18 protein-coding genes and 1 pseudogene are annotated in these 22,865 nt (G+C 43.6%); 14 read left to right on the top strand and 5 right to left on the bottom strand.

Going from position 1 to position 22,865, the window contains the following annotated elements:
• Positions 1 to 6 precede the first annotated feature (6 nt).
• The 9 genes and pseudogenes from PSYC_RS11855 to PSYC_RS10790 all read left to right on the top strand — a co-directional run.
• Positions 7 to 141: pseudogene (locus PSYC_RS11855) on the top strand (IS3 family transposase); the annotation flags it as partial.
• Between the two features lie 221 nt (positions 142 to 362).
• A complete protein-coding gene (locus PSYC_RS10755; protein WP_011281329.1) occupies positions 363 to 971 on the top strand; it encodes a cytochrome b/b6 domain-containing protein in 609 nt (202 codons plus the stop codon).
• Positions 972 to 990: 19 nt separating this feature from the next.
• Entirely contained in the window at positions 991 to 1,665 is a 675-nt protein-coding gene (locus tag PSYC_RS10760) for a response regulator (RefSeq protein WP_011281330.1), read from the top strand.
• Between the two features lie 58 nt (positions 1,666 to 1,723).
• A complete protein-coding gene (locus tag PSYC_RS10765) occupies positions 1,724 to 3,187 on the top strand; it encodes an ATP-binding protein (protein WP_011281331.1) in 1,464 nt (487 codons plus the stop codon).
• 99 nt (positions 3,188 to 3,286) lie between these two features.
• The gene (locus PSYC_RS10770; protein WP_011281332.1) at positions 3,287 to 3,853 is read left to right on the top strand and encodes a PepSY domain-containing protein; all 567 of its coding nucleotides are present in this window, start codon (positions 3,287 to 3,289) and stop codon (positions 3,851 to 3,853) included.
• The gene (locus PSYC_RS10775) at positions 3,846 to 4,160 is read left to right on the top strand and encodes a hypothetical protein (RefSeq protein ID WP_011281333.1); all 315 of its coding nucleotides are present in this window, start codon (positions 3,846 to 3,848) and stop codon (positions 4,158 to 4,160) included. Before PSYC_RS10770 ends, PSYC_RS10775 begins: the two co-directional genes overlap by 8 nt.
• Before the next feature lie 55 nt (positions 4,161 to 4,215).
• Positions 4,216 to 5,328, top strand: a complete 1,113-nt coding sequence (locus tag PSYC_RS10780) for an FAD:protein FMN transferase (RefSeq protein ID WP_011281334.1) — start codon at positions 4,216 to 4,218, stop codon at positions 5,326 to 5,328.
• A gap of 171 nt (positions 5,329 to 5,499) precedes the next feature.
• The gene (locus PSYC_RS10785; protein WP_011281335.1) at positions 5,500 to 6,183 is read left to right on the top strand and encodes a hypothetical protein; all 684 of its coding nucleotides are present in this window, start codon (positions 5,500 to 5,502) and stop codon (positions 6,181 to 6,183) included.
• Positions 6,184 to 6,269: 86 nt separating this feature from the next.
• Positions 6,270 to 6,971 carry a VIT1/CCC1 transporter family protein gene (locus PSYC_RS10790; protein WP_011281336.1) on the top strand — a complete coding sequence of 234 codons (702 nt, stop codon included), beginning with the start codon at positions 6,270 to 6,272 and terminating at the stop codon, positions 6,969 to 6,971.
• A 90-nt stretch (positions 6,972 to 7,061) separates the two neighbouring features.
• On the opposite strand, the gene PSYC_RS10795 is transcribed toward PSYC_RS10790, so the two are convergent.
• Both PSYC_RS10795 and PSYC_RS10800 read right to left on the bottom strand, forming a co-directional pair.
• Positions 7,062 to 10,172, bottom strand: coding sequence for an efflux RND transporter permease subunit (locus PSYC_RS10795; protein WP_011281337.1), 3,111 nt, complete (start codon positions 10,170 to 10,172; stop codon positions 7,062 to 7,064).
• Positions 10,169 to 11,452, bottom strand: a complete 1,284-nt coding sequence (locus PSYC_RS10800; RefSeq protein ID WP_011281338.1) for an efflux RND transporter periplasmic adaptor subunit — start codon at positions 11,450 to 11,452, stop codon at positions 10,169 to 10,171. The genes PSYC_RS10795 and PSYC_RS10800 overlap by 4 nt, the downstream gene beginning before the upstream one ends.
• A gap of 201 nt (positions 11,453 to 11,653) precedes the next feature.
• On the opposite strand from PSYC_RS10800, the gene PSYC_RS11720 reads away from it, so the two are divergent.
• Positions 11,654 to 11,827: a hypothetical protein gene (locus tag PSYC_RS11720; RefSeq protein ID WP_187147100.1), complete on the top strand. Its 174-nt coding sequence runs from the start codon at positions 11,654 to 11,656 to the stop codon at positions 11,825 to 11,827.
• Between the two features lie 125 nt (positions 11,828 to 11,952).
• Here PSYC_RS11720 and recG read toward each other — a convergent pair whose 3' ends face one another.
• Positions 11,953 to 14,379: an ATP-dependent DNA helicase RecG gene (gene recG / locus PSYC_RS10805; protein WP_011281339.1), complete on the bottom strand. Its 2,427-nt coding sequence runs from the start codon at positions 14,377 to 14,379 to the stop codon at positions 11,953 to 11,955.
• 170 nt (positions 14,380 to 14,549) lie between these two features.
• Between recG and PSYC_RS10810 the strand changes: the two genes are divergently transcribed.
• Together PSYC_RS10810 and PSYC_RS10815 are read left to right on the top strand one after the other, a co-directional pair.
• Entirely contained in the window at positions 14,550 to 15,431 is an 882-nt protein-coding gene (locus PSYC_RS10810; protein ID WP_011279666.1) for an IS982 family transposase, read from the top strand.
• 255 nt (positions 15,432 to 15,686) lie between these two features.
• Positions 15,687 to 16,691 (top strand): patatin-like phospholipase family protein, encoded by a 1,005-nt coding sequence (locus PSYC_RS10815; protein ID WP_011281340.1) that lies wholly within the window; start codon positions 15,687 to 15,689, stop codon positions 16,689 to 16,691.
• 275 nt (positions 16,692 to 16,966) lie between these two features.
• On the opposite strand, the gene PSYC_RS10820 is transcribed toward PSYC_RS10815, so the two are convergent.
• Positions 16,967 to 17,554, bottom strand: coding sequence for a hypothetical protein (locus PSYC_RS10820; RefSeq protein WP_011281341.1), 588 nt, complete (start codon positions 17,552 to 17,554; stop codon positions 16,967 to 16,969).
• A gap of 388 nt (positions 17,555 to 17,942) precedes the next feature.
• Between PSYC_RS10820 and argA the strand changes: the two genes are divergently transcribed.
• Complete coding sequence (gene argA / locus PSYC_RS10825; RefSeq protein WP_011281342.1) at positions 17,943 to 19,265, top strand: amino-acid N-acetyltransferase; 1,323 nt, start codon at positions 17,943 to 17,945, stop codon at positions 19,263 to 19,265.
• Between the two features lie 125 nt (positions 19,266 to 19,390).
• Here argA and PSYC_RS10830 read toward each other — a convergent pair whose 3' ends face one another.
• Positions 19,391 to 20,122 (bottom strand): FKBP-type peptidyl-prolyl cis-trans isomerase, encoded by a 732-nt coding sequence (locus PSYC_RS10830; RefSeq protein WP_011281343.1) that lies wholly within the window; start codon positions 20,120 to 20,122, stop codon positions 19,391 to 19,393.
• Positions 20,123 to 20,550: 428 nt separating this feature from the next.
• On the opposite strand from PSYC_RS10830, the gene PSYC_RS10835 reads away from it, so the two are divergent.
• Positions 20,551 to 22,299 carry a mechanosensitive ion channel gene (locus tag PSYC_RS10835; protein ID WP_011281344.1) on the top strand — a complete coding sequence of 583 codons (1,749 nt, stop codon included), beginning with the start codon at positions 20,551 to 20,553 and terminating at the stop codon, positions 22,297 to 22,299.
• The last annotated feature ends 566 nt before the right edge of the window (positions 22,300 to 22,865 follow it).

The raw sequence follows: 22,865 nt of genomic DNA on the forward strand, positions 1-22,865 counted from the left end.
ATATTCCTGAGGAAAAGACCAACCTACATTCCCGAGATAAAAGAACGCGCCGTTCGCATGCTCATTGAAGCAGCAGGCGACTACCCCTCCACATGGTCAGCCATCCAAACCATAGCGTCAAAGATTGGCTGCACGCCTGAAGAAACCCTTGTTTAATGCATACTTGCTAGTAGAAGTAAGATGTCATGACATACCAGCGGCTGCTTAAATGTTTAATTTTTTTAGCTTCCTAAGTTCGCCTTAAGATTTGTTTGTTGTAATAGTGATAAGACATCTCGTCTGCTTACGATATCTTGCTGATTTTTAGTTTTTAGCAGCTAGTATTGTCAATAAATAAACAAATTATTAAGGGAGTGACAACCATGAGCCAAAAAGACATAATTGATTGGGGCGACGACTCTTCCGTACATTTACCGAATATCCCTAAAGCTAGGCAAGTAAAAGTTTGGGATATATTAGTAAGAGTTACTCACTGGACAGTCGCGGCTGGTATTATTGCCAATCTACTCTTTACCGAAAACGGCAGTGAGTTGCACGAGTATGTAGGCTATACCGTCTTGGGGCTGGTAGTCATACGTTTACTTTGGGGTCTGGTTGGAACGCGCTATGCACGTTTTACGAGTTTTTTTCCCACACCGACACGACTTAAACGCCACCTATCAGATTTAAGTGTTCGACGCGTTGATGAGCAGCATCTTGGTCATAACCCCCCGGCAGCCATGATGATGTTATCGTTATGGGCAGTGATTATAGGGTTAGGAATAACCGGTTATCTGATGGAAGCAGAACTCCTTGGTAATGCAGACCTACTTGAAGAGATTCATGGGTTATTAGCAAACAGCTTATATCTGCTTGTTCCTCTACATATCATCGCAGCGATTGCCATGAGTTATTGGCAACGGCAGAACCTCATTAAGTCAATGATAACGGGCAAAAAAACGGTGACAGCCAAGCCGTCTACTATGACATAAGTAAAGCGATGGAGCACATATGGCACGCATATTATTGATAGAAGACGATAGCACCATCGCTGACGGTATTGTCCTTGGCTTAAAAAGTCATGGCATGATGGTGGATTGGTTTAGTGATGCCAAGCAAGGTGAAATGGCGCTGCAAGACGGCATGTTTGATGCGGTACTGCTTGATTTAACCTTGCCAAAAGGTGATGGTATGACCGTACTAAAAAACTGGCGGGCAAAACACATAGATACGCCTGTATTAATTATCACGGCTCGCGATGCGATTGCCAATCGTGTGGCAGGACTCAATGCAGGCGCTGATGATTATTTGGTGAAGCCATTTGCATTAGATGAGGTTATTGCCCGTCTGCAAGCATTGATGAGACGCAGCCAAGGTCGGAGTCAACCTGAAGTCCGTTATGGCGAAGTAGCCTATCAGCCTCATAATCAGCAAGTCTCTTATCAAGGTAAAACTGTAGAATTAACCATCAAGGAAGTGGCAATCTTAGAGCAAATGCTGACCCACCCTAAGCAAATTCACAGCCGCGCAAGCTTAGAAGATAAGCTATATGGATGGAAACAAGATATCGAAAGCAATGCCATTGAAGTGCATATTCATCATTTACGTAAAAAACTGGGCAATGATTTTATCTTGACCAAACGTGGTATTGGCTACTATCTCAATCCAGCCCATAATCAGCGTTAGTCATTCATATGCCTATTTTTAGCGTCTCCACTTTGTCTGCTAATATGTGAGTGAGCCTATGAAAAGTATTCAGCAACGGCTATTAACATCGCTACTGATTGGTCTACCTCTGCTATGGGTACTCACCTCGAGCTTTATTGCCTGGAAGCTCTGGCACGAAATTAATGAGATGAATGACACCCAAATCACTCAAGTTGCCCGTTACTTAATAGGGGTCGCCCCTAAAGAAGATGACGATAAAGACAATCATGGGCAAGATGAGAGTAAAAAAGAGCATACGCCCAAAATCTATAATTTAAAAAGCAAGCGGCTATCAGGTGATCTGGGTGAGGCTGAAGATGACTATATGGGCTTTGCCATCTGGGATAAAAAAGGACGCCTATTAATGGCTGATGAAAATGGTCAATCATTTGCTTTTTTGCCAGACCAGTACGGGTTTTTAGAAGAGCGTGATTCTGCCTATCAGCGTCTCAACCCTTTTAGTAAGCGCTGGCGTTTATTTTACGTGCATGATGACCATGACCACGAAGGTCGGGTAATTGCCGTCGGTCAAAACCTTAAATCTCGCCAAGAGATGATTGTTGATGCCATGTCCGTACAACTGCTGCCTATGTTGATTGGGCTATTTGCATTTATGGGTTTGGTTGTTTGGTTGATTCGACGAGGGTTTATGCCGTTAACTCAGATTAGTAGTGAGCTTGAACAGCGTCAACCGCAAGATGATAGCCCCATCACAGCAGACGTGCCCAAAGAGATTCAACCGTTAGTGAGCGCTTTAAATATCTTATTTGTAAAAGTCGCGGATACCCTAGCACGTGAGCAACGCTTTACGGCTGATGCTTCGCATGAGTTAAGAAGCCCGCTGGCAGCATTAAAATTACAAGCTGATTTGTTGCAGCAGCAGATATTGCCATTGTCTGGTGTAGAAGACGATAACCAACTGTTTTATCATACCCAAAAAATCAGCAATGGCATTGAGCGTGCCACTCACCTAGTAGAACAACTGCTGATTTTAGCCAAAATAGAACCACAACAACAATTACCCCCTGAGCAATTAGAAAGTCCGGACTGGCTAATGCTTACAGATATTGTGCTGAGTGATGTCAACCGTCTCGCTCGTGAAAAGCGCATTCAATTAAAACGCACTGTGAACTGTAACAATCCTGCTGATATTCTACCCATCCTTATCAATCCAACTTTATTCAAACTGCTCATCCGCAACCTGTTAGACAATGCTATTCGCTATTGTCCCGAGGGCGCTTTGATTGAACTTCAGCTCGACACCAATGCCATTAGAGTGGTCGATAATGGCATTGGTGTCGAGCCAGAACAACTGACTCGGTTAAGTGAGCGCTTTTATCGTCCAGCAGGTCAAAGCCAATTAGGTAGCGGTCTTGGGCTATCAATCGCCAATCAAATAGCTGAGCTGCACAGTCTGACTTTAGAGTTTGCTAACCGCTCTCAACCAGAAACAGGCTTTATCGTAACGATAAGAAATAAAAAAGCGATATCAAGAACCTGATAAAAACGATAAAAATTAAACGACACTGACTTAAGCTTGAGTTAATATTCATTGCGTATGCTACTTGTATTCCCTAATAATATATACGGAGTACATCCTATGAGCCTACCTCTCTTAAAACCCTTATTACTGACTGTTGGTGCAACCTCATTAGTATTTTTTGGTGGCATCATAGCCTTATCTGTCCAGTCGCCTAACGCTGATACCACACTATCAGTCGCGAATGCCATGAATGAAAATACTGACATTAGCTCTCCATCCTCTTATTTATCGTCCTTTAAAGCAGTTGCAAACCCTCTCACGCCACCCCCATCTGCCAATCCAGCACCTTTTGCGGCACTCACAGCCACGCAAGCAACCGCGCTCGCGCGGCAAGACGCGCCCAATTCAGTATTGCAGGCTTCACCTGAGCTCATCAATTATAACGGTACCGTCGCTTATGAAGTGCTATTAAACAGTGGCACTACCTATATTGATGCCAACGTCGGCACTATACTGAATCCGGTTGCTACCAATGGCTATCGTGCTGAGAGATTTGATGACGATGATGATGACCATAAAGAGGATAAGCACCGCAAAGCACACGATGAAAAATACTATAAAGAGAATGAGCGTCTAATCGCTACGAGCTATCAGCAATATGATGAGGAGGAATACGATGACTAATACCAAGTCACATTCGACACAAGCCATCAATAAAACTGCTAAAAAAGCAGATCCTTTTGCCTCTCTTAAAAGTAGCATTATGATTGTCTCGATTGCAGGTACTATGGCGGGATGGCTGGTACTACTCAATCAAGAAAAAGAAACTGCCCCTGTGAGCCCTGTCATCATAAGTACAGCTGTTTCTGAGAATGGTGAGAGGGCAGTCATGCCAACGTCCATTGTGGATATCAATCAGTTGCGACAGGTCAATGAAGTCGCAGCGGTTGAGGCAATAAGAGTTGTTGCTCGTACGCGCTCTTCTCAATAAATAAGAAAAACCACAGATTATTTAGTTTGAATGTTTAGTAAAGAGAGAGCTTTGAATGAAAACAAATACATCCAATCAAACAACACCGCAACTGGCAACGATTAAACTGTTTGCAATGGGTTGTCACATTCAAATCAGCTTATATACCACAAGACTGAGCGCGCAATATTCACAGATGACAATAGACCAACAAGTCGCTTTTTTGACAAGCGATGTTCAGCAGCGCTTAGCTTACTGGGAACATATCTTCAGTCGTTTTGATGACACCAGTGAGCTGATGAGACTTAATAACCGTGGCGACCAATGGTCTGAGGTGAGTTCAGAGCTATTCGAAGTGTTACAGCACGCCATTCACTTTGTCTTAAAGACTCAAGGCTTAGTGACACCAACCTTATTGCAACCTCTATGGGCCGCAGGCTATAAGCATTCATTTGAGACCTTGCCTAAAATATCTATGCCATCATTACCTTTTACGGGCTTAAGTGCCCCTTCAAACGTGCAAGATACGACAAGTGCTAACCATGCCAATCAGCAGATAGGACGTATCCAGCTTCGCCAGTTAACTGATGGACAGCATCAAGTGTATCTTCCAACTGGAATGGCACTGGATTTGAATGGTTATGTCAAAGGGTGGTGCGCCATGCAGTTGGCTGAGCATATTAGCCGAGTTCATGACTGGCATATTCCCTGCTTAGTTGATATGGGAGGGGACATCGCGATTGGTATTCCAAGAGACCCAATAGATAAACCGGTTACTTGGGGAGTCGCTGTTGCTAAGCCTTACTTTGCTAATAGTAAGCACGTTCAAAATGATGAAGATGTCGCGATCCTCAAGCTCAGCTCTGGGGCTGTCGCCACATCTGGGCAAGACTATCGTCGCTGGTGGCATGACGGCCGCTGGCAACATCATTTAATCCACCCTCATGATTCTCGTCCAGTAACCAGTGATGTCCTAACTGCAACGGTACTGGCTACAGATACGATGACAGCAGAGGTGTACGCTAAATACTGCCTGCTTCTTGGTGTTAAAGTGGCCATGGCGTGGCTCAACAAATACCATATTGCGGCGCTGTTAATAGATACTGATAACAAAGTGATGGCGACCTCTGCCATTCGACCCCATTTATTGCAGCCAAATGTAGTCAAATCAAACGTCATGAGCATTTAAATAATCACGCTATAGTCGGTGAAAAGTAATATCGATACAACACGTACTGCTGGTGCAAATTTTTCTTGCTTGCTGTGCCTACGCAGACAGAGGCTGCAAAAAATTTACACCAGCAATACTGTAGCGACTTTAAAGTATTTCAACTATAGATACATTGATAGGAGCCTAGCTATGCACACCGATAATCCTGCCAACAGACATACCGCTTCCAACACGGCGCTTATCACTCAGGTGCTATGGATTGGCTTAATTTTGAGTATGGCTATTGGCATCGGCAGCTGTGCGCTATTGATATGGGGAGAGACTGCCTCTCAGCTACTGACCACCACGGATAAGCATTTTTGGTATTTATCACGGGCAAGTGGTGTTGTCGCCTATAGTTTATTTTGGTTAGCAGTTGTTTTTGGCTTGTTATTGAGTACGCGTTTAGGCAAGCATGTTAATGCAGCTAGGGTATTTGCTTTGCATCAGTATTTAAGCCTAATTGCCGTAGGCTTTGCAGCTTTTCATGCCGGTATTTTATTAGCAGATAATTACCTAAATCTTAATATATGGCAGATTTTATTACCTTTTGGTTTTCAGACTGAGCGCGTGGGCGTGGCATTGGGGCAGCTGGGGTTTTGGCTCTTATTTATCTGTGCTTTTAGTTTTTATATTAAGCAGTATATTGGGCAATCAGCATGGCGCTGGCTACACTTTTTGACCTTTTTTTCTTATATGTTCATCAGTATTCATGTCTTTATGGTGGGGTCAGACAGTCGAGCGCTGCCTTTATTATTATTTTATGCGGGTAGTCAAACGTTGGTCTTTTTACTGATAACTTATCGATTAGTGGCGCTAAAACAAGCTAAGTGACCGTCGGTTAAGTTGTATGAAATGGTATGTCATTATAGGCTACACTGCTATATTCACATTCATCACTATGTCATTTGAGGCTCTCTATGCATCATTCTATTCACGACGAAGCTCATCTAAGTAATCGCAATCATTGGCTCAGGGCAGCAGTACTTGGCGCCAATGATGGATTGATTTCAACCGCGAGTTTATTAGTCGGTGTCGCTGCAGCAAGTATAAGTAGTCAGACATTGCTATTAACAGGGATGGCTGCGTTAACCGCAGGCGCTCTATCGATGGCAGCTGGTGAGTATATTTCAGTATCGTCTCAAGCAGATACCGAAAAAGCTGATCTGGATAAAGAGTTGCATGAACTGACTCATAACGCTGAGCACGAGCTCAACGAGCTGACTAAAATTTATGAAACACGTGGACTTGATCATGTCTTAGCGCATCAAGTTGCTGTCGCTTTGACTCAGCATGATGCACTTGAGGCACACGCCCGAGATGAGATTGGTTTGACAGATCTGAGTCAAGCTAAGCCGATTCATGCCTCAGTTGCTTCTGGATTATCATTCATTGCTGGCGCCATATTACCGATTATTGGTATTTTGTTATTGCCAGTGCAATCATTGGTCTGGTCGTTGTCATCTTTGACCATAGTAGGCTTAGCACTACTTGGGATAATATCTGCTCGCTTGGGCGGTGCACCTGTTATTCCTGCTACTGCTAGAGTAGTGATTTGGGGTGTGTTAGCGATGGTCGCAACATCATTGATTGGAAGATTATTTGGGGTAGCAGCATTATAGTGGCGTAATAAAAACCATAAAAATACCCCATAAGGTGTGTCCAACTTATGGGGGTCAGTTCATTTTATAGCATGGCCTTTTTTGTGCTTACTATAACTTATCAGCAGCCGGACTGTCGTTGTCTTTACCGTGCGGAATCAACCATTTAGCAAACCACCCTGACAAGTCATCCATCAAAGTATATACGACTGGAATCACGACCAAACTTAATAGCGTCGAGGTTACCAGACCACCTAACACAGCAGCAGCCATCGGGCGTCTGAAAGTAGGATCAGCATCACCCCAGCCAAATACGAGCGGCAACATGCCAGCACCCATTGCAATAGTAGTCATAATGATAGGACGGGCGCGCTTGCGACATGCATCTATAATTGCCTCAAAACGTTCCAACCCACGGCGCTGCGCAATAATGGCATAGTCCACTAGTAAAATAGAGTTTTTGGTGGCGATACCCATTAGCATAATAAAACCAATCATCGAAGGCATCGATAGGCTACTGCTCGTAATGACCAAACCCACGAATGCACCGCCTATCGATAGTGGCAGTGCCATCAAAATAGTAAAAGGCTGTAAAAGCTTACCAAACAGTAGAATTAAGACGCCTAAGATACAGATAATACCTACGGACATGGCAATGACAAAACCGCTAAATAGCTCAGCCATGTTTTCCGCTTGACCCTGTGCAATCATCGTAATAGAGGCTGGTAGTTGCTGCATAGTAGGGGTATTTTTAACCGCTTCTACCAAATCACCAAGCTCGCCAGCACCAGGCTGCACCGTAACAGTAATTGAGCGTTCACGATCGAGACGGCTGATTTGTGCTGGACCTGTGCCAAAATTGAGATCAGCGACTTCGCCGACTCGTACGCCTTGACCGGCTGGGCGTGTACTAGGCACATACAACCCTTCTAACTGATTGACGTTTTGTTTGGCCACATCGGGTAAGCGCACCACAATAGGAATCTGCCGCGTATCCAAATTCAGCTTGGACAGACGTTGTTCATAATCACCCACTGTCGCTATCCGTAAGGTGGTTGCGATATCTTGTGTGGTGACACCTTTATCTGCCATCGCTAGCCGATCAGGGGTCACGGTCAGCTCTTGTTGCGGTAAGCTGCGATCACTGGTGACAGCGCCTGCAATCTGTAGTGCGCGGATATCCGTCATGATTTGTTGCGCGGTCTGTTCTAGCACTTGCGGATTGGTACTGGTCAATGAAAAGCTATATCCCGTCTCACCGCCACTCGATAGCCCTACCGTAAAGCGTGCACTGGGCACTTCTGTCAATATGGCACTAATCTGTTGCTCGATCTCTTTTTTAGAGATACGTTCGGCACGTGGGGCGAGGACGATATCTAGACTGGCGATATTTTTTGCGCCACCGCTTCCACTACTAGAGTTTGGCCCCATTGCTTCTTGCGCCTGCCCAACTGAGGAGAAAACATGAGTTACCTCAGGCAGAGCTAGAATGCGTTCACGTGCTAATGCCGTTACCCGTTCGGTATCTTCGAGTTCAACATCAGGGGTCAGCTCAATGCCTACTCGCGTTTGGTCGATGTCATTATCAGGAATAAACGAGGTTGGTAGCAGCTGCACCAAAGCTAATGACCCTACAAATAATAACAAGGTGGCGCCCATGGTTAACCAGCGATGATGAAGTGTCCACGATACTATCTTTAAATACCATGTCATCAATGCGCTTTGCTTTTCGACCCGCTGTTTTTCTGGTCGCAAAATGTAGGCCGCCATCATGGGCGTAATTAAACGTGCTACCAACAGCGAGGCAAAAATAGCCATCGCTGCTGTCCAGCCAAATTGGCGGAAGAACTGCCCAACTACACCGCCCATAAAGGCTGTAGGTAAAAATACTGCAATCAAGGTAAAGGTAGTGGCAATAACCGCAAGACCGATTTCGTCAGCAGCTTCCATCGCCGCTTCATAAGGCGTCTTACCCATCCGTAAATGGCGAATAATGTTTTCGACCTCAACGATAGCGTCATCGACCAGCACACCGATGACCAAGGATAACGCCAATAATGAGATGATATTGAGGCTGAAATCAAACAGATACATCCCCAAAAAGGTAGGAATGACCGACAAAGGCAATGCCACAGCGGCAACGATAGTAGCGCGAATATTGCGTAAGAATAAGAACACCACCACGACTGCTAAAATACCGCCCTCAATCAACATGCGTAATGAAGACTCATAATCTTCTGCCACTGGGGTAGCACGGTCGTAGACTTTCTCGACCTCAATATTACTCATCTCAGCACTTAACTGCGCCAGTGCTTCATCCACTCTCTTGGTAACTTCAACTTCACTAGCACCGCGTGAGCGGGTGATGTTGAATGCAACGACTGTTTCGCCATCTAGCTTGGCAACAGAGCTAGGATTAGCCGCACCATCCGTTACTTCAGCCATACGCCCTAACGCTTGCGTGCCTCCAGTAGGTACAGCTATCTGCAAATCGTTAAGCTCGCGAGCGCGCTCTACTGCTCCCAACACTCGAATGGTTTGGGTAGTATTGCCAACTTCGGCTTCTCCGCCTGCGCTGTCTTGCTGAATACCGGCGATCTGCTGAGATAATTGAGGGATAGAGAGTTGCAAGCCACTGAGCACGATAGGGTCAGCGGCAACGGTAATCTCACGCTCAAGACCACCAATACGACTGATAGCGCTTACCCCTTGGATATCAGATAAGCGCTTGGTAATAGTGTCATCAACGAACCAGGATAAGTCCTCAACACTCATATTATTTCCAGTCACTGAATACGTGACTACTGGAAATCCTGCTGTTGAGACCTTGGTAATAATAGGATCATTCGCGGCTGCGGGTAAGTCTCCACGTACCTCACCGACTGCTGAGCGTACATCATCCATCGCTTCTTGAATGTCTTTTTCTAATACAAACTCAGTAGCGATAGTAGCTGCACCGGTTTGTAAGGTAGTACGAATGTGCTTAATACCTTCAATACTAGTCAGCCTATTTTCAATCTTTTTAGCGACATCATTTTCGAGCTGCGACGGTGCGGCTCCGGGCAAAGTAACCGTCACTACGACCGCTGGTAAATCAATATCAGGGAACTGCTGCACTTTCATCTGTTGAAAGCCAAACAAACCGCCGAGTGTTAGTAAGACAAATAATAAAATCGCAACAAGTGGATTTTTAATTGAATAGGTAGATACATTCATATTCATGGTGTTGCCTGCACAGCTCTATTTTCCACAATGCGTACCAAGTCACCATCATTTAAAAAACTACCGCCTTGCTTGACCAATCTAATATCGTTTGGCAAAGGCTCTGCAAGTACGACACTGTCCCCAATACGATCTCCTAGGGTCACGCGCTGCTGTTGAATACGTCCAACCGTTTTGTCATTCTGGGTTTTGATATCCGTCACTAGCATCACATAATCATAGCCGTCATTGCTGACAACGACGCTATTGGGCACCGTTTGCATGCGCTCGCTACCGAGCAAAAACTCACCGGTTTGATACATACCCGCACGCGCTGCAGAATTAGCATCTAAGCTCGCATAGATAGTAATTTGCCGGTTATTATCCGCTGTCGGAGCGATACGACTCACCTGCCCCATCACCGACTGATCCCTTGGCAAGCTGACTTTAACAGGCGTACCAAGGTTTACATCACCGATTAACTTGGGATCGATATCAGCACGCCACTCTAAAATACCACCTTTAATAATCGTAAATAGTGGCTCACCACCTGCGACCATACCGACCTCAGCTATCTTGTCACTGATTACCCCACTCACTGGCGCAACGACTTTAGCATTCTCAAGGGTTAAGCGCTGATTGCTTAGGCGAGCTTTTGATGCTTGCAAGGCAGCTGCTGCGCGTATTCTTGAAGTACGGTAACGGTCCGCTTCTTGTTTACTAATGGCATCTATATCAATTAGCGGTAGCACACGTGCCGCATCCGCGCTGGCATTAGCAAGCGTAGCTTCGGCTTCGGCCACATCTGCTTCTGCTTGCAAGACCTGTTGCTCCATGGCATCGGTATCAAATATCGCTAAAACTTGACCGGCTTTAACACGCGAACCTTCTTCAACCAATACCCGTTCAATCGCTACCCCATTGATCTTAGCACTGACATTTGCAATATCTTTGGCACTAATCGTACCGTCAGCTGTTAGCGTGTTGCCGACACTATCTTGACTAGGCTGCACTGTTTCAACTGACAAGACAGCTTGGTCATTGTCTACATTAGTAGGCGCCATATTACTTTGAGTCCCAGCGATAACGGTTGACTCATCTGTAGTCGAGTCATTACCACCCCAATACTTTCCTAGCAGCACACCAATAACCAGCACTGCTACCAGCACAGGCAATAGCCACACAGGCAGCTTTGACGAAGGTTTATGCTTGGGCATATCAGGATTGCGATAAGGCGGCAGCTCAGGCTCAGGTGTAGGATTAGACACTTGCTTATCATTAAGGTCTTGCAGATCACTCATAATCGGTCTCTATAGTTGAAATACTTTAAAGTCTCTACGGTATTGCTGGTGTTCTTAGGTTGGTTTGATACTATTAACTCATGACATCATTCACTCAATGACATCATAATAATGGTGGGATTAGTCCATTAACTTTGCCTGTATATTGATGTTAAGACGCTGAATACCCAGCACTTTAAATCATAAATCAAGGAGTCCATCATGGCTAATAAAGAAAAAGTAAAAGCGCTAAAGCAAGAAATAAAAGAAGCCAAGGCAAATATCAAAGACCAAAATAAAAACCTTAAAAATCTTAAAAAGGATCTAAAAAAAGCAAAAAAAGAGAAACCCGAGAAACCTGAGAAAAAATCTAAGAGTGAGACAAAGTCTAAATAATTTTTATGTTGAAATATACGAATTTGTTAAACGTACAAAAGAGGATGGCATTTGCTGTCCTCTTTTTTTATTTGTTGTTCATGCGCAATTTAAGTACTACTCACCAAATCATCTTAGGCACTTTTTTAGGCATTGGTATAGCGACTGGCCTCTGGCATCCAGCGATGGATAAGTTGGCTGACATCGATTTTTCGTGCAGGATCTGCGATCAAATGCTTCGCCAAACGCTGCGCAATGGCAAATAACTGCTCGTCTCGAATAAGATCTGCCAAATAATAACCAACGTTACCCGTTTGACGTTTGCCAAGCAGCTCACCAGGGCCTCGCAGCTCTAAATCTTTTTGTGCAATCACAAAACCATCGGTACTATCACGCAATACATTTAAGCGTTCAGTACCTGTCTCCGATAAGGGTTTCTGGTACAGCAGCACGCAATAGCTTTTGGTTGAACCACGTCCGACGCGCCCGCGTAACTGGTGCAATTGCGACAGACCCAAGCGCTCTGCATTTTCAATAACCATAAGTGAAGCATTTGGCACATCGACACCCACTTCGATTACTGTGGTGGCTATCAACAAATCAAGTTGCCCAGCTTTAAACGCTTGCATAATGGCTTGTTTATCAGCACCTTTCATTTTGCCATGCACCAACCCAATACGGATATCTAAGCGCTCACTCAAATCTTCATAAGTCGCCTCGGCAGCTTGCGCATCTAGCACGCTCGATTCCTCCACCAGCGAGCATACCCAATACGCTTGTCTGCCAGCTTCACAATTGACCGCAATGCGTTCGATCACGTCGTTACGGCGGTTGCGGTCAATCGTTACGGTAGTAATCGGTGTGCGCCCTGGTGGCAACTCATCGATAATAGAAGTATCCATATCGCCATAGACACTCATCGCCAGCGTGCGCGGGATCGGTGTTGCGGTCATAATCAGCTGGTGCGGCGTGCTGCCAGCCACGCCTTTATTGGTCAACGCCATACGTTGTTCGACACCAAAGCGATGCTGTTCATCGATAATGACCAGTCCCAATTTGGCAAATTTTACCTGCTCTTGGAATAAGGCATGTGTTCCAACAACGATTTGTACGGTATTCTCGCTCACCGCCTCTAACGCTTCGCGGCGCTGCTTCGCCGTTTGCTTACCAGCAAGCCAGCCAACGCCAATACCTAACGGCTCAAACCAGTTTTTGAAATTAACCAAATGCTGTTCTGCTAAAATCTCCGTCGGTGCCATGACAGCGACTTGCCAGCCACTATCTAGTGCATAACCCGCCGCGCCCGCTGCAACCAATGTTTTACCAGCGCCGACATCGCCTTGTACCAACCTAAGCATCGGTATCGAGGTCGCCATATCAGCGGTAATATCCTGCATCACCCTTTTCTGCGCACCCGTTAAGTCAAATGGCAGCGCACCAAATAATTTATCTGCCAATGGACTTTGGACAGCACATTTTGGCGCTTTATGCTTATGTAATTGCTGACGACGATATAATAAGCTGAGCTGGTGAGCGGTTAACTCCTCAATGATTAAACGTTGACAGGCAGCATGCGTGCGGGCGCTTAATTGCGTCAGCAGCTGATATTGTCGACCAGTGTCAGTATAAGTGGGCGGCGTATGCAGTAAGACCAACGCTTCAAATATCGTCAGGTTATAGACATTATTAGCCATGCTCATAGCGTCTAAATTGGCATTATTATTGGTATTATTTTGACTATGATAAATAGAGGACTCAGCTCTATTGACGCTGTTATTACTGCTATCACTAACACTGCTATCACTAAAACTGCTATCACTAAAACTATTGTCAGGCACACTACGTGCGAGTGTGGAGAATATATCTTCTGGATAATCGGTTTCTGCAACGGACAATTTAGCAAGTTCAAAAGGCGCTAATGGCAAATCTGCCACCACTGAAAAATCCTCAGGCGTAAACAAGGTCATCGGCAAACCCTGACTGCGAACCGTTTGCAGCGCAAGCTTGATTAAGGTGCGCAGCTTGTTTTGATGTAAACCTTTGACACTGGGATAAATCGGCTCTAAACCCGTGTTTACGATGGCTTCATTACTACTGATAATCTGATATTCAGGATGATGTATCTGCTTGCCATAGCGGCTGACTTTGACTTCGCCAAACAGTTGCAGATGTGTGCCGACACTCATTGTTTGCGCAAGACCGCGATAGACCTTAAAAAAGCGTAGCGATATCGTACCGGTATCATCATCTACTATCACTGTCATGCCACTACGATTGGTATCGACATGTACTACTCGCCCTGTAATTAAAGCCGCTTGCCCGTGACCAACATCGCCTATTGATACCAAGCGACTGCGATCTTCGTAATCACGTGGCAGATGCAGCAACAAATCAAAGATACGATTGATACCCAGCTGGGTCAATTGCTCTACTACTTTTGGACCCACACCGGCCAGCGCCGTCACTGGTAAATCAAGTGCCGAGGCGGCCTTATCAGAGCTTGCATGTTTTGCTGCACTGTCCAACACAGAATCTGATGAATGAGCTGACATAGGGCTAAGCGATGTGGGCATCAAAAATCCTAACAGAGTTAATGTAAAGTCTTATAGACTGGGCGGTATGATTTCAAAAACCCGTACTATCTTATAAGATATACCCCACTCTCAACTTCGAAAGTGATTGAAAAAAGAAGAGCATCTCACTAATCTATTGTTTTCGACCAAGAATACAACGGAGTCATGAGATGCCCATAGACGAATTTATCATCAATATCTATTTAATGGTAGAGCAATATTACAAAATAGTCGTTACTGAACCCTTGCGAGGTGCAGGTTACGCGCCAAAGCTGAGTGATCCTGAGATCATTTGCATGGAACTGGTCGGTGAATTTTTAAACCTTGATCAAGACAAACAGATTTGGCAATATTTTACCCAGCACTGGCAAGCCTGGTTTCCAGCCATAGGCTCATATCCTAACTTCGCAAAGCATTGCGCGAATCTGTGGCAAGTCAAACAGCGGATACAAGATAACGTCAGTCAACTTGAGGGCCGTGACAACATCCATTTTATGGATGGTTTTCCGATACCCGTCTGTCATTATGGACGCGCTTATCGGCATAAAAACTATCAAGACTTAGCGGCTTTTAGCTACTGTGCGGCTAAGCAAGAGAGGTACTATGGCTTTGAAGGACATTTGCTTGTTAACTTATCGGGCATGATTAAAGGCTTTACCTTTGCTCCTGCCAATGTTGATGAAAGAGCGGTTGCGCCTGATATTACTGACAATATCTATGGTTTGCTCGGCGCTGATAAAGGGTATATCAGCCCTAGTCTCACTCAGTACTACGACGCTCAAGGAGTGGATTTACAAACGCCACTCAGAGCTAACATGAAAGAGGATAGACCCAAACCTGTGGTAAAACGGCTAATGAAAGCCCGCCGTATCGTTGAAACAGTCATTGGTCAGCTATCAGAACGATTTAATATACAAAGGGTACGAGCAAGAGATTTATGGCATTTGTCTCATCGATTGATTCGTAAAATTCTGTCACATAATCTATGCTTTGTACTCAACAAAAAACTTGGTAACCCGCCACTTCAGTTTGAATTGCTTATTTCAAGTTGAGAGTGGGGTAAGATATAGGCAATTCAATTTAAAAATGATAGCGGGCTAATGATATGAGTGACTCTTTCTAAGTAGACTAAACGATATCTCATAAAATACTAAGCCATCACGATTATAACTGACAATGCCATTGCTTATAATGAGCTATTTAGTAATACTGCCGCACAAAGCGATAAAGGCAAATAAGCGATTGATATAATCGCCATCACTAATGACTTCTTTGCTAAATTATGGCGATTATTTAAGGTAATTTTTATGTCTACTCCTGCGCTCCCATATCAATACTTGCCTCATTTAACAGTAGCACGTGTGAGTACACTTATCGTATTTGGGCTATCGATGAGCGCTTGCAATAGTCTGAAGCCCATATCAACCACTGCACCAGTAGTGACCCATAAACCCACGGTAGCCTTAGTGTTGGGCGGTGGCGGTGCCAAAGGTTTTGCTCATGTAGGCGTCATTAAGGCGCTAGAAGCAAACGGCATTACACCGACGTTGGTCGTTGGCACCAGTGTCGGTAGTTTGGTGGGTAGCTTGTACGCAAGCGGCTATACTGCAAAGCAGCTTGAGCGCCTAGCACTGACAACCACTGATAGCGAATTGACAGACTTTACCCTATCCAACCAAGGATTTATCGAAGGTATTAAACTTAAAAACTTTATCAATGCTAAAGTAGCAAAACGTCCGATAGAAAATTTCCCTATCTCCTTTGCGGCCATTGCCGCTGAAAAAAACACGCTAAAAAAAGCCGTTTTTACCACGGGTGATGCAGGACTTGCCGTGCAAGCATCTTGCAGTGTGCCAAATATTTTTATTGCGCCGCGTGTCCCTGAAAAAGTCGGCAAAAAATATATCGATGGCGGCGTGGTCAGTTTAGTGCCGGTTGATAGCGCCCGTGATTTGGGTGCTGATATTATCATCGCCGTTGATGTGACTGCTGCTAACGCTAATACATCCACTATCAACCAAAAACCGACCATTAATTCATTAACCAGTTTTTGGGGATTTCTTGAAAACAATGTCGTTTCTAACGTGTCTAGTATCTCTAAACAATCAAGCATCAATCGTGCCCTACTGATGCGCCATGAACGTGATCGTGCTGATATTGTGATTATCCCCAATATCGGTCATAACAGCTCACTAGATACCAGCCAACGTAGCACCTTGATTGCTGCTGGCTCGCAAGCCACTACCGCCCAGATTAACGCCATTAAGCAACTTATTAACGAAAAATCTAAGAGTAAATACGCTACTCTTTGATTTATATAGTCGGTGAAAAGTAATATCGATACAACACCTACTGCTGGTGCAAATTTTTCTTGCTTGCTGTGCCTACGCAGACAGAGGCTGCAAAAAATTTACACCAGCAATACGGTAGCGACTGTAAAGTATTTCAACTATAGATAGAAAGTAGCTATAAAAAGTAGCTATAAAAAGCATGCTACTAAATACAGACATTAAAAAATTGGCGATAAAAAAGCACCACAGTAATCACTGCGGTGCTCTTTTGATAAAGCAAATATTAAAGCATGAACCTATTTAACACGTGCACGGTATTTTACGGCGACTGTGTCATTAAGACCAACGCCTTCCAAATCCCAGCGTACTGCTTTATAGAATTTTAAAGGAATTTCTTGCAGCTGATTGTCAATTTTTCCGCGTAACGGCATACGAGCAAAAGTATTGCCATCCGCACTACCGTAAGGAAAATCAGGAGAGACGGCGCGCAGCAATTCTACTTGTTCAGGGATGCTCATTGTCACTGTCATTTTACGAACACGATCAGCATTGGTATTGGTAAAATAGCCTTGATACTCTAGGACATTACCTGACTGTAAACGCGTATTTGCATCCACAGGAACCAGCACTTCTTCACCATTGGCATCAACACTAATCAATGATGCTGTTATTCTACTGTTGACCGCTTGCGCATTTGACTGGCTGTTTTTATTAAAGTTTGACTGAACAGCTACTGAATTATCAACCGCTTGTTCTGGTGTGGGCAACATCGCTGATGCTTGGGTGACAGCCATGACGCCAACGAGCGTACCGGCGACAACATGAAACAAGCGATGTCCGCTCCATGCACTGAATGGATTCGCAAAATGGTTACTTTTCTTCATGACATTCATTATCCCTAGTTAATGTATCGGTAAAACAAAGCCGGTAAAACTTAATGATTTTTAAAAATATAGTACAATAAGCAATTTACCATCATATATGGTCACACTCAGTCATGTTAACTTTTAAACATTATTATTTTTATCGATTATCTGCGTAAGCTATCGGTAAAGCAATAGCGCCTAGCATAACAAAAAGCATTTATACGTACATTAACCCTGTGTTGAGGTTGTGTATATCGTTAATCTGCTGTAAAAACTCTTTGACGCTACTGAAATAAAAGATAGCTCATAACGGCGTTTTTTGCTATGGTAAATCTTTAGTGTCCCTTTAGCGACAGGCATTTTCTGTCACGCCTTTTTTCTTATTCTAACGACTATTGCTCCCACTATGACTACTAGCGCCATGCCCCAGATTAACCCTGAATACGTCCATTGGTTCCGTAATTCTGCCCCCTATATCAATACGCATCGCGGCAAAACGTTCGTGATTATGTTTGGTGGTGAGGCGGTCAATCATCCAAATTTTAGTACACTGATTCATGACTTTGCTTTATTGCATAGCTTGGGTATCAAGCTGGTATTGGTGCATGGGGCGCGACCACAAATCGAAAAAAACCTCAAAGATGCTGATATTGAATCGCCACTGCATCAAGACATTCGTGTGACACCTCGTGTCGCGATGCCTTCTATATTACAAGCGGTTGGTGCTATTCGCTTGCAGATTGAAGCACAGCTATCGATGGGGCTTGCAAACTCACCTATGTATGGCTCACGTATTGATGCAGTTTCGGGTAATTTTGTGACTGCGCGTCCTTATGGTATCCGTGATGGCGTTGATTACCAGATGACAGGCGAAGTACGCTCTATCGACGTTGAAGCGATTAAAAATAACTTACTACACGATCATATTGTGATTCTAGGCTCTATGGGCTATTCGGCAACCGGTGAAGTTTTCAACTTGCTCGCTGAAGATGTCGCCCTTAGTGCAGCCGTAGCGCTTGGTGCAGATAAGCTTATTTTCTTGGGCGAAGAAGTGGGTATTAATCACAATGATCGTTTATTACGTGAGATGATTCCAAATGAGGTCGATCGCTTCTTACGTGACCGTGATCTCAATTGTGAGATTAATTACTTTTTAAGCTGTGCCAGTAATGCTTGTCGCCAAGGCGTTCATCGCACTCATATTATCTCTTATGCTAAAAACGGTGCGCTACTTGAAGAGCTATTCACCCGTGATGGTTCTGGTACCTTGATTAGCCATGATCCTTATGAAGAGATTCGCCGCGCTGATATCGATGACGTGGTGGGGCTGATAAAGCTATTATCGCCACTAGAAGAGCAAGGTATATTGGTTAGCCGCTCACGGGAGCGCTTGGTGCAAGAGATTGATAACTATAGCGTCATTGAGCGTGATGGCATGATTTTAGGTTGTGCTGCGCTTTATCCACTCGATGCAAATTCAGCAGAGGTTGCCTGCGTCGCGGTACATCCAGAATATCGCAGCGGTAGCCGCGGCGCTGATTTACTGGCATTTTTGGAGCAACAAGCACGCAGCCATGGTTTACATAAGTTATTTGTATTGACCACTCGTACGGCGCACTGGTTCGTTGAGCAAGGGTTTGCTGAAGTTGAGGCAAGCGCCTTACCTGAAGCACGCCGCGAGAAGTATAATAACGGTCGTAACTCTAAAGTTTTCCAAAAGAACCTTTAACTAATGGCTAATTAACTTCGAAAGCTTAAAGGCTAATTCTTTAGCAAAAGAAGCCCTCTTAAATTAAGAGGGCTTCTTTATGACTTCTGCTATATCAATGCTAAATAAGCATTATTTACTTCTAATTATTTTACTTTTAATAGTTCAACGGTAAAGATAAGCGTGCTGTTAGGCTCGATACCTGCGTTACCCGCTTCGCCATAAGCGATATCAGATGGGATATAAAACTCGTATTTACCACCCTCTTTCATCAACTGTAGACCTTCAGTCCAGCCAGCAATCACTTGATTAAGTGGGAATTCAACTGGCTCACCGCGCTCATATGAGCTGTCGAATACGGTACCGTCAATCAATTTACCTTCATAGTTTACTTCAACCACATCCGTAGCTTTTGGTGATTTACCAGTACCTGCGGTCACTACTTTATATTGTAGGCCAGAAGCAGTGGTTTTCACGCCGGCTTTTTTGCCATTCTCTACTAAGAATGCTGAGCCCTTGGTTTTGTTTGCACCCGCTTTAGATTCCATATCTTTCACAAACTTCGCTTCCTGTTCTTTTTGATAGGTCGTTAACACTTCTTGCATTTGCTCTTCTGTCAATGCCGCTTTTTTACCTTCATAGCCATCACGGAAGCCTTTTTCAAAAGTATCAAGGTTCAGATCCCCAACCGCTTCTTTATTCCCTTCTGCCATCATATAGCCCAAGCTATAACCTACTTTTTCCTTGGCAGGGCTTTGTTCAGTAACTGAAACACTTTTGGCAGCAGTTTCTTTATTACCGTTGTTTGCGCTACAGCCTGTAATTAATAACATAGCGCTAGCCAGGGCACTGATGCTTAGGGTAGTGATTTTTTTCATAAAATGCTCTCAAATTTTAATAATAGTGGCGAGATGTCACATTCTTCTATAATAGCAAATCTTAGATTTTCCTGCTATGACTCACTTGAAATTATCGGTCAAATGTACAGTCTATGTTAATATTTACCACAAAAATAACAACTTATCACACAACTATAGTAAGACGTTAAGCTTTCTATCTTTAAATCCATGATTACATAAGTTAAGCTAAATTGATTAAGGAAAGAAATAACAAAAGGTAATTTTTTTTAACAATGACTACTGTTTGTTAAGTACTGATTTCTTATAAAAGCACTAAAATGAAGTTTTCAAATAATTTTTAATTAAAAATATCAATAAATAGGTGTGTGTTTACCTCAAATAAAACGCTTGAATCAAAGTGGTTTTATTATCGTATAGCAGACACACGATCATTAGAGGAGAACAGGATGAATCCAATGTTTACATCATTCAACGGTTATCTGGGTGGCCCTATTGGCTCCATCATCGGTGCTATTCTTATTTTTATCATTGGTTGGCTTATCGCCTTGGGCATTGCTGCGCTAGTACGCGGCGTGCTGTCTAAGATCAATCTCAACCAACATATGAACTCTTCAACTGGTAAAAGCTATGACTTAGAAGGCATTATTTCTAAGATTGTTTTTTGGTTTATTTTCATTATTGCCATTTCTGGCGCATTAAGTCAGTTAAACCTAAACTCTATTTCAGCGCCATTTGCTAATATGGTCAACCAAGTATTAACCTTTATCCCTAATCTTATCGCTGCAATCGCAGTTGGTGTCATCGGTTGGGTTATTGCAACGGTTGCACGTACTGCCATCAATGCTGCGCTTTCAAAAACCTCAATGGATGAGCGTTTGAGTGCAAAAGCTGGTGTCAAACCAATGAGCAGCACGATTGCTGATATGGTTTATTGGTTCATTCTGTTAGTAGTATTGACCATGGTACTTGGTCAATTACAGCTTGACGGTTTATTTGCCCCATTGACCAATATGGTTGATAAAATCTTCAGCTTTATCCCTAATATTCTGATTGCTGCTGTGGTATTCGTGGTGGGTTACATCATCGCTAAAGTGGTACGTGGCATCGTAACCAATCTTGTTTCTACTTTTGATGTACAAAATCTTGCAACCAAAGCTGGTTTAAGCGAACAAAACAGTTTGCCAAACATTGCAGGTTCTTTAGCGTTTTTAGTAGTGATTATTCCAACGATTATTGCCGCTTTAAATGCACTAAAAGTTGATGTAATCGCTCGTCCTGCAACCAACATGTTAAATAAAATCATGGAAGCCTTGCCAAATATCTTTATGGCAATTGCGATCTTGGTTGTGACTTTCTATGTTGTACGTATGGTTGCGAACATCATCAAAGGCTTACTTGAAAATACACAAATCAATCAGTTACCTGCCAAAGTTGGTCTACAACAGACCATGGGTAATAAAAAGGTTTCTGACTTAGTTGGCTATGCCATTGTATTTTTTGCCATGTTATTTGCCTCTATCGCCGCTGCTGACTTATTAGGTTTTGAGCCTATCTCAGCAATCATTGCAATGTTTATTGCTTTTGGTGCCAATATCATCCTAGGCGCAATCATCCTATTTATTGGTTTCTGGCTTGCAAACATTATCGCTGGTGTCGTTGAGCGCTCTGAACAAGGTTCACAATTTCTAGCAAATATCGTACGCGTTTTGATCATGGGCTTAGTCCTTGCCATGGGTCTAAAAGCGATGGGTATTGCGGATTCTATTGTTAACCTAGCATTTGGCTTAACCTTAGGTGCCGTTGCTGTGGCATTTGCTCTATCGTTTGGTCTAGGTGGTCAAGAAGCAGCAGCACGTTTCTTACGCAAAATGCAGGACAAAATGGACAGAGAACGTGAAGAAGCAAAAGCAAAATCTGCTTTGACGCCAAGTTCATCGACTCAAGATAAGGTTGCTGCTTCAGTACATGACAATACGCCAAGTGCAGCTACCACAACGGTCGCGCCACGTACTTCTACTACGCCTATCGTCAGCACAGAGACTGATACCTTTGGTAGCAGCACAACCCAAGTAGATAATAATACCATCACGCCCAATAACTTACGCTCGACCAGTGATGTAAATTCTTCTACGGTAGATATCAATCATATTGCCACTGACGATAGTGATATCGATGGTCCTAATAATCTAAACTAATCTATCGTTATTAATTTATTCTATAAAAAAGACAGCTTAGGCTGTCTTTTTTATGGCTCATGATAAATAATTTTAGTTAGGCTTATTAGGGCGAGATGGAATCGAGATATTTAAGCGTACCTGTAATAGATGAGTCTTGCACCATATATTTACAGCATTAAAAGCTGCTCTATATAGTGTCCCAATATCAGCTGATGACATGTCATCGGACAAATATATCACCAACTCTACTAGGTTAAATTGACCCAATGGTAGCTGGTACTAAGAATATTGCGCTTGATAGTCCCTCTCAATCACTGGTATATCCGGCAATATTATCTTTAAGATATCTGCTTGCGAATAACAGGCGCTTTCATTCATAAGACAGCTTCCATCAAACATTACTGTCGTTGAATTACTGGGCACAGTCACCACATTTTTGTCTGAAAAAATAGACTGTTGTAAGCGGCGCAATTGGTATACAGCGGATAAATGCAACTGCTGCTGCAAGACTATTTAATAAAAAACAAACTACATAATAGCAATTATACACGGTCGCTTTCAGTACAGTGACTTGTTATGATGAT

Origin of the sequence: Psychrobacter arcticus 273-4, assembly GCF_000012305.1 — a bacterium.
Taxonomy (GTDB): Bacteria; Pseudomonadota; Gammaproteobacteria; order Pseudomonadales; family Moraxellaceae; genus Psychrobacter; species Psychrobacter arcticus.

Bases quoted from the DNA above. Each gene is read 5' to 3' on its own strand.
- PSYC_RS10790 (WP_011281336.1), top strand. From the start codon at position 6,270: ATGCATCATTCTATTCACGACGAAGCTCATCTAAGTAATCGCAATCAT.
- PSYC_RS10800 (WP_011281338.1), bottom strand. From the start codon at position 11,452: ATGAGTGATCTGCAAGACCTTAATGATAAGCAAGTGTCTAATCCTACA.
- PSYC_RS10815 (WP_011281340.1), top strand. From the start codon at position 15,687: ATGTCTACTCCTGCGCTCCCATATCAATACTTGCCTCATTTAACAGTA.
- PSYC_RS10835 (WP_011281344.1), top strand. From the start codon at position 20,551: ATGAATCCAATGTTTACATCATTCAACGGTTATCTGGGTGGCCCTATT.
- PSYC_RS10760 (WP_011281330.1), top strand. From the start codon at position 991: ATGGCACGCATATTATTGATAGAAGACGATAGCACCATCGCTGACGGT.
- PSYC_RS10795 (WP_011281337.1), bottom strand. From the start codon at position 10,172: ATGAATATGAATGTATCTACCTATTCAATTAAAAATCCACTTGTTGCG.
- PSYC_RS10785 (WP_011281335.1), top strand. From the start codon at position 5,500: ATGCACACCGATAATCCTGCCAACAGACATACCGCTTCCAACACGGCG.
- PSYC_RS10775 (WP_011281333.1), top strand. From the start codon at position 3,846: ATGACTAATACCAAGTCACATTCGACACAAGCCATCAATAAAACTGCT.
- recG (WP_011281339.1), bottom strand. From the start codon at position 14,379: ATGCCCACATCGCTTAGCCCTATGTCAGCTCATTCATCAGATTCTGTG.
- PSYC_RS10780 (WP_011281334.1), top strand. From the start codon at position 4,216: ATGAAAACAAATACATCCAATCAAACAACACCGCAACTGGCAACGATT.
- PSYC_RS10820 (WP_011281341.1), bottom strand. From the start codon at position 17,554: ATGAAGAAAAGTAACCATTTTGCGAATCCATTCAGTGCATGGAGCGGA.
- PSYC_RS10770 (WP_011281332.1), top strand. From the start codon at position 3,287: ATGAGCCTACCTCTCTTAAAACCCTTATTACTGACTGTTGGTGCAACC.
- argA (WP_011281342.1), top strand. From the start codon at position 17,943: ATGACTACTAGCGCCATGCCCCAGATTAACCCTGAATACGTCCATTGG.
- PSYC_RS11720 (WP_187147100.1), top strand. From the start codon at position 11,654: ATGGCTAATAAAGAAAAAGTAAAAGCGCTAAAGCAAGAAATAAAAGAA.
- PSYC_RS10810 (WP_011279666.1), top strand. From the start codon at position 14,550: ATGCCCATAGACGAATTTATCATCAATATCTATTTAATGGTAGAGCAA.
- PSYC_RS10755 (WP_011281329.1), top strand. From the start codon at position 363: ATGAGCCAAAAAGACATAATTGATTGGGGCGACGACTCTTCCGTACAT.
- PSYC_RS10830 (WP_011281343.1), bottom strand. From the start codon at position 20,122: ATGAAAAAAATCACTACCCTAAGCATCAGTGCCCTGGCTAGCGCTATG.
- PSYC_RS10765 (WP_011281331.1), top strand. From the start codon at position 1,724: ATGAAAAGTATTCAGCAACGGCTATTAACATCGCTACTGATTGGTCTA.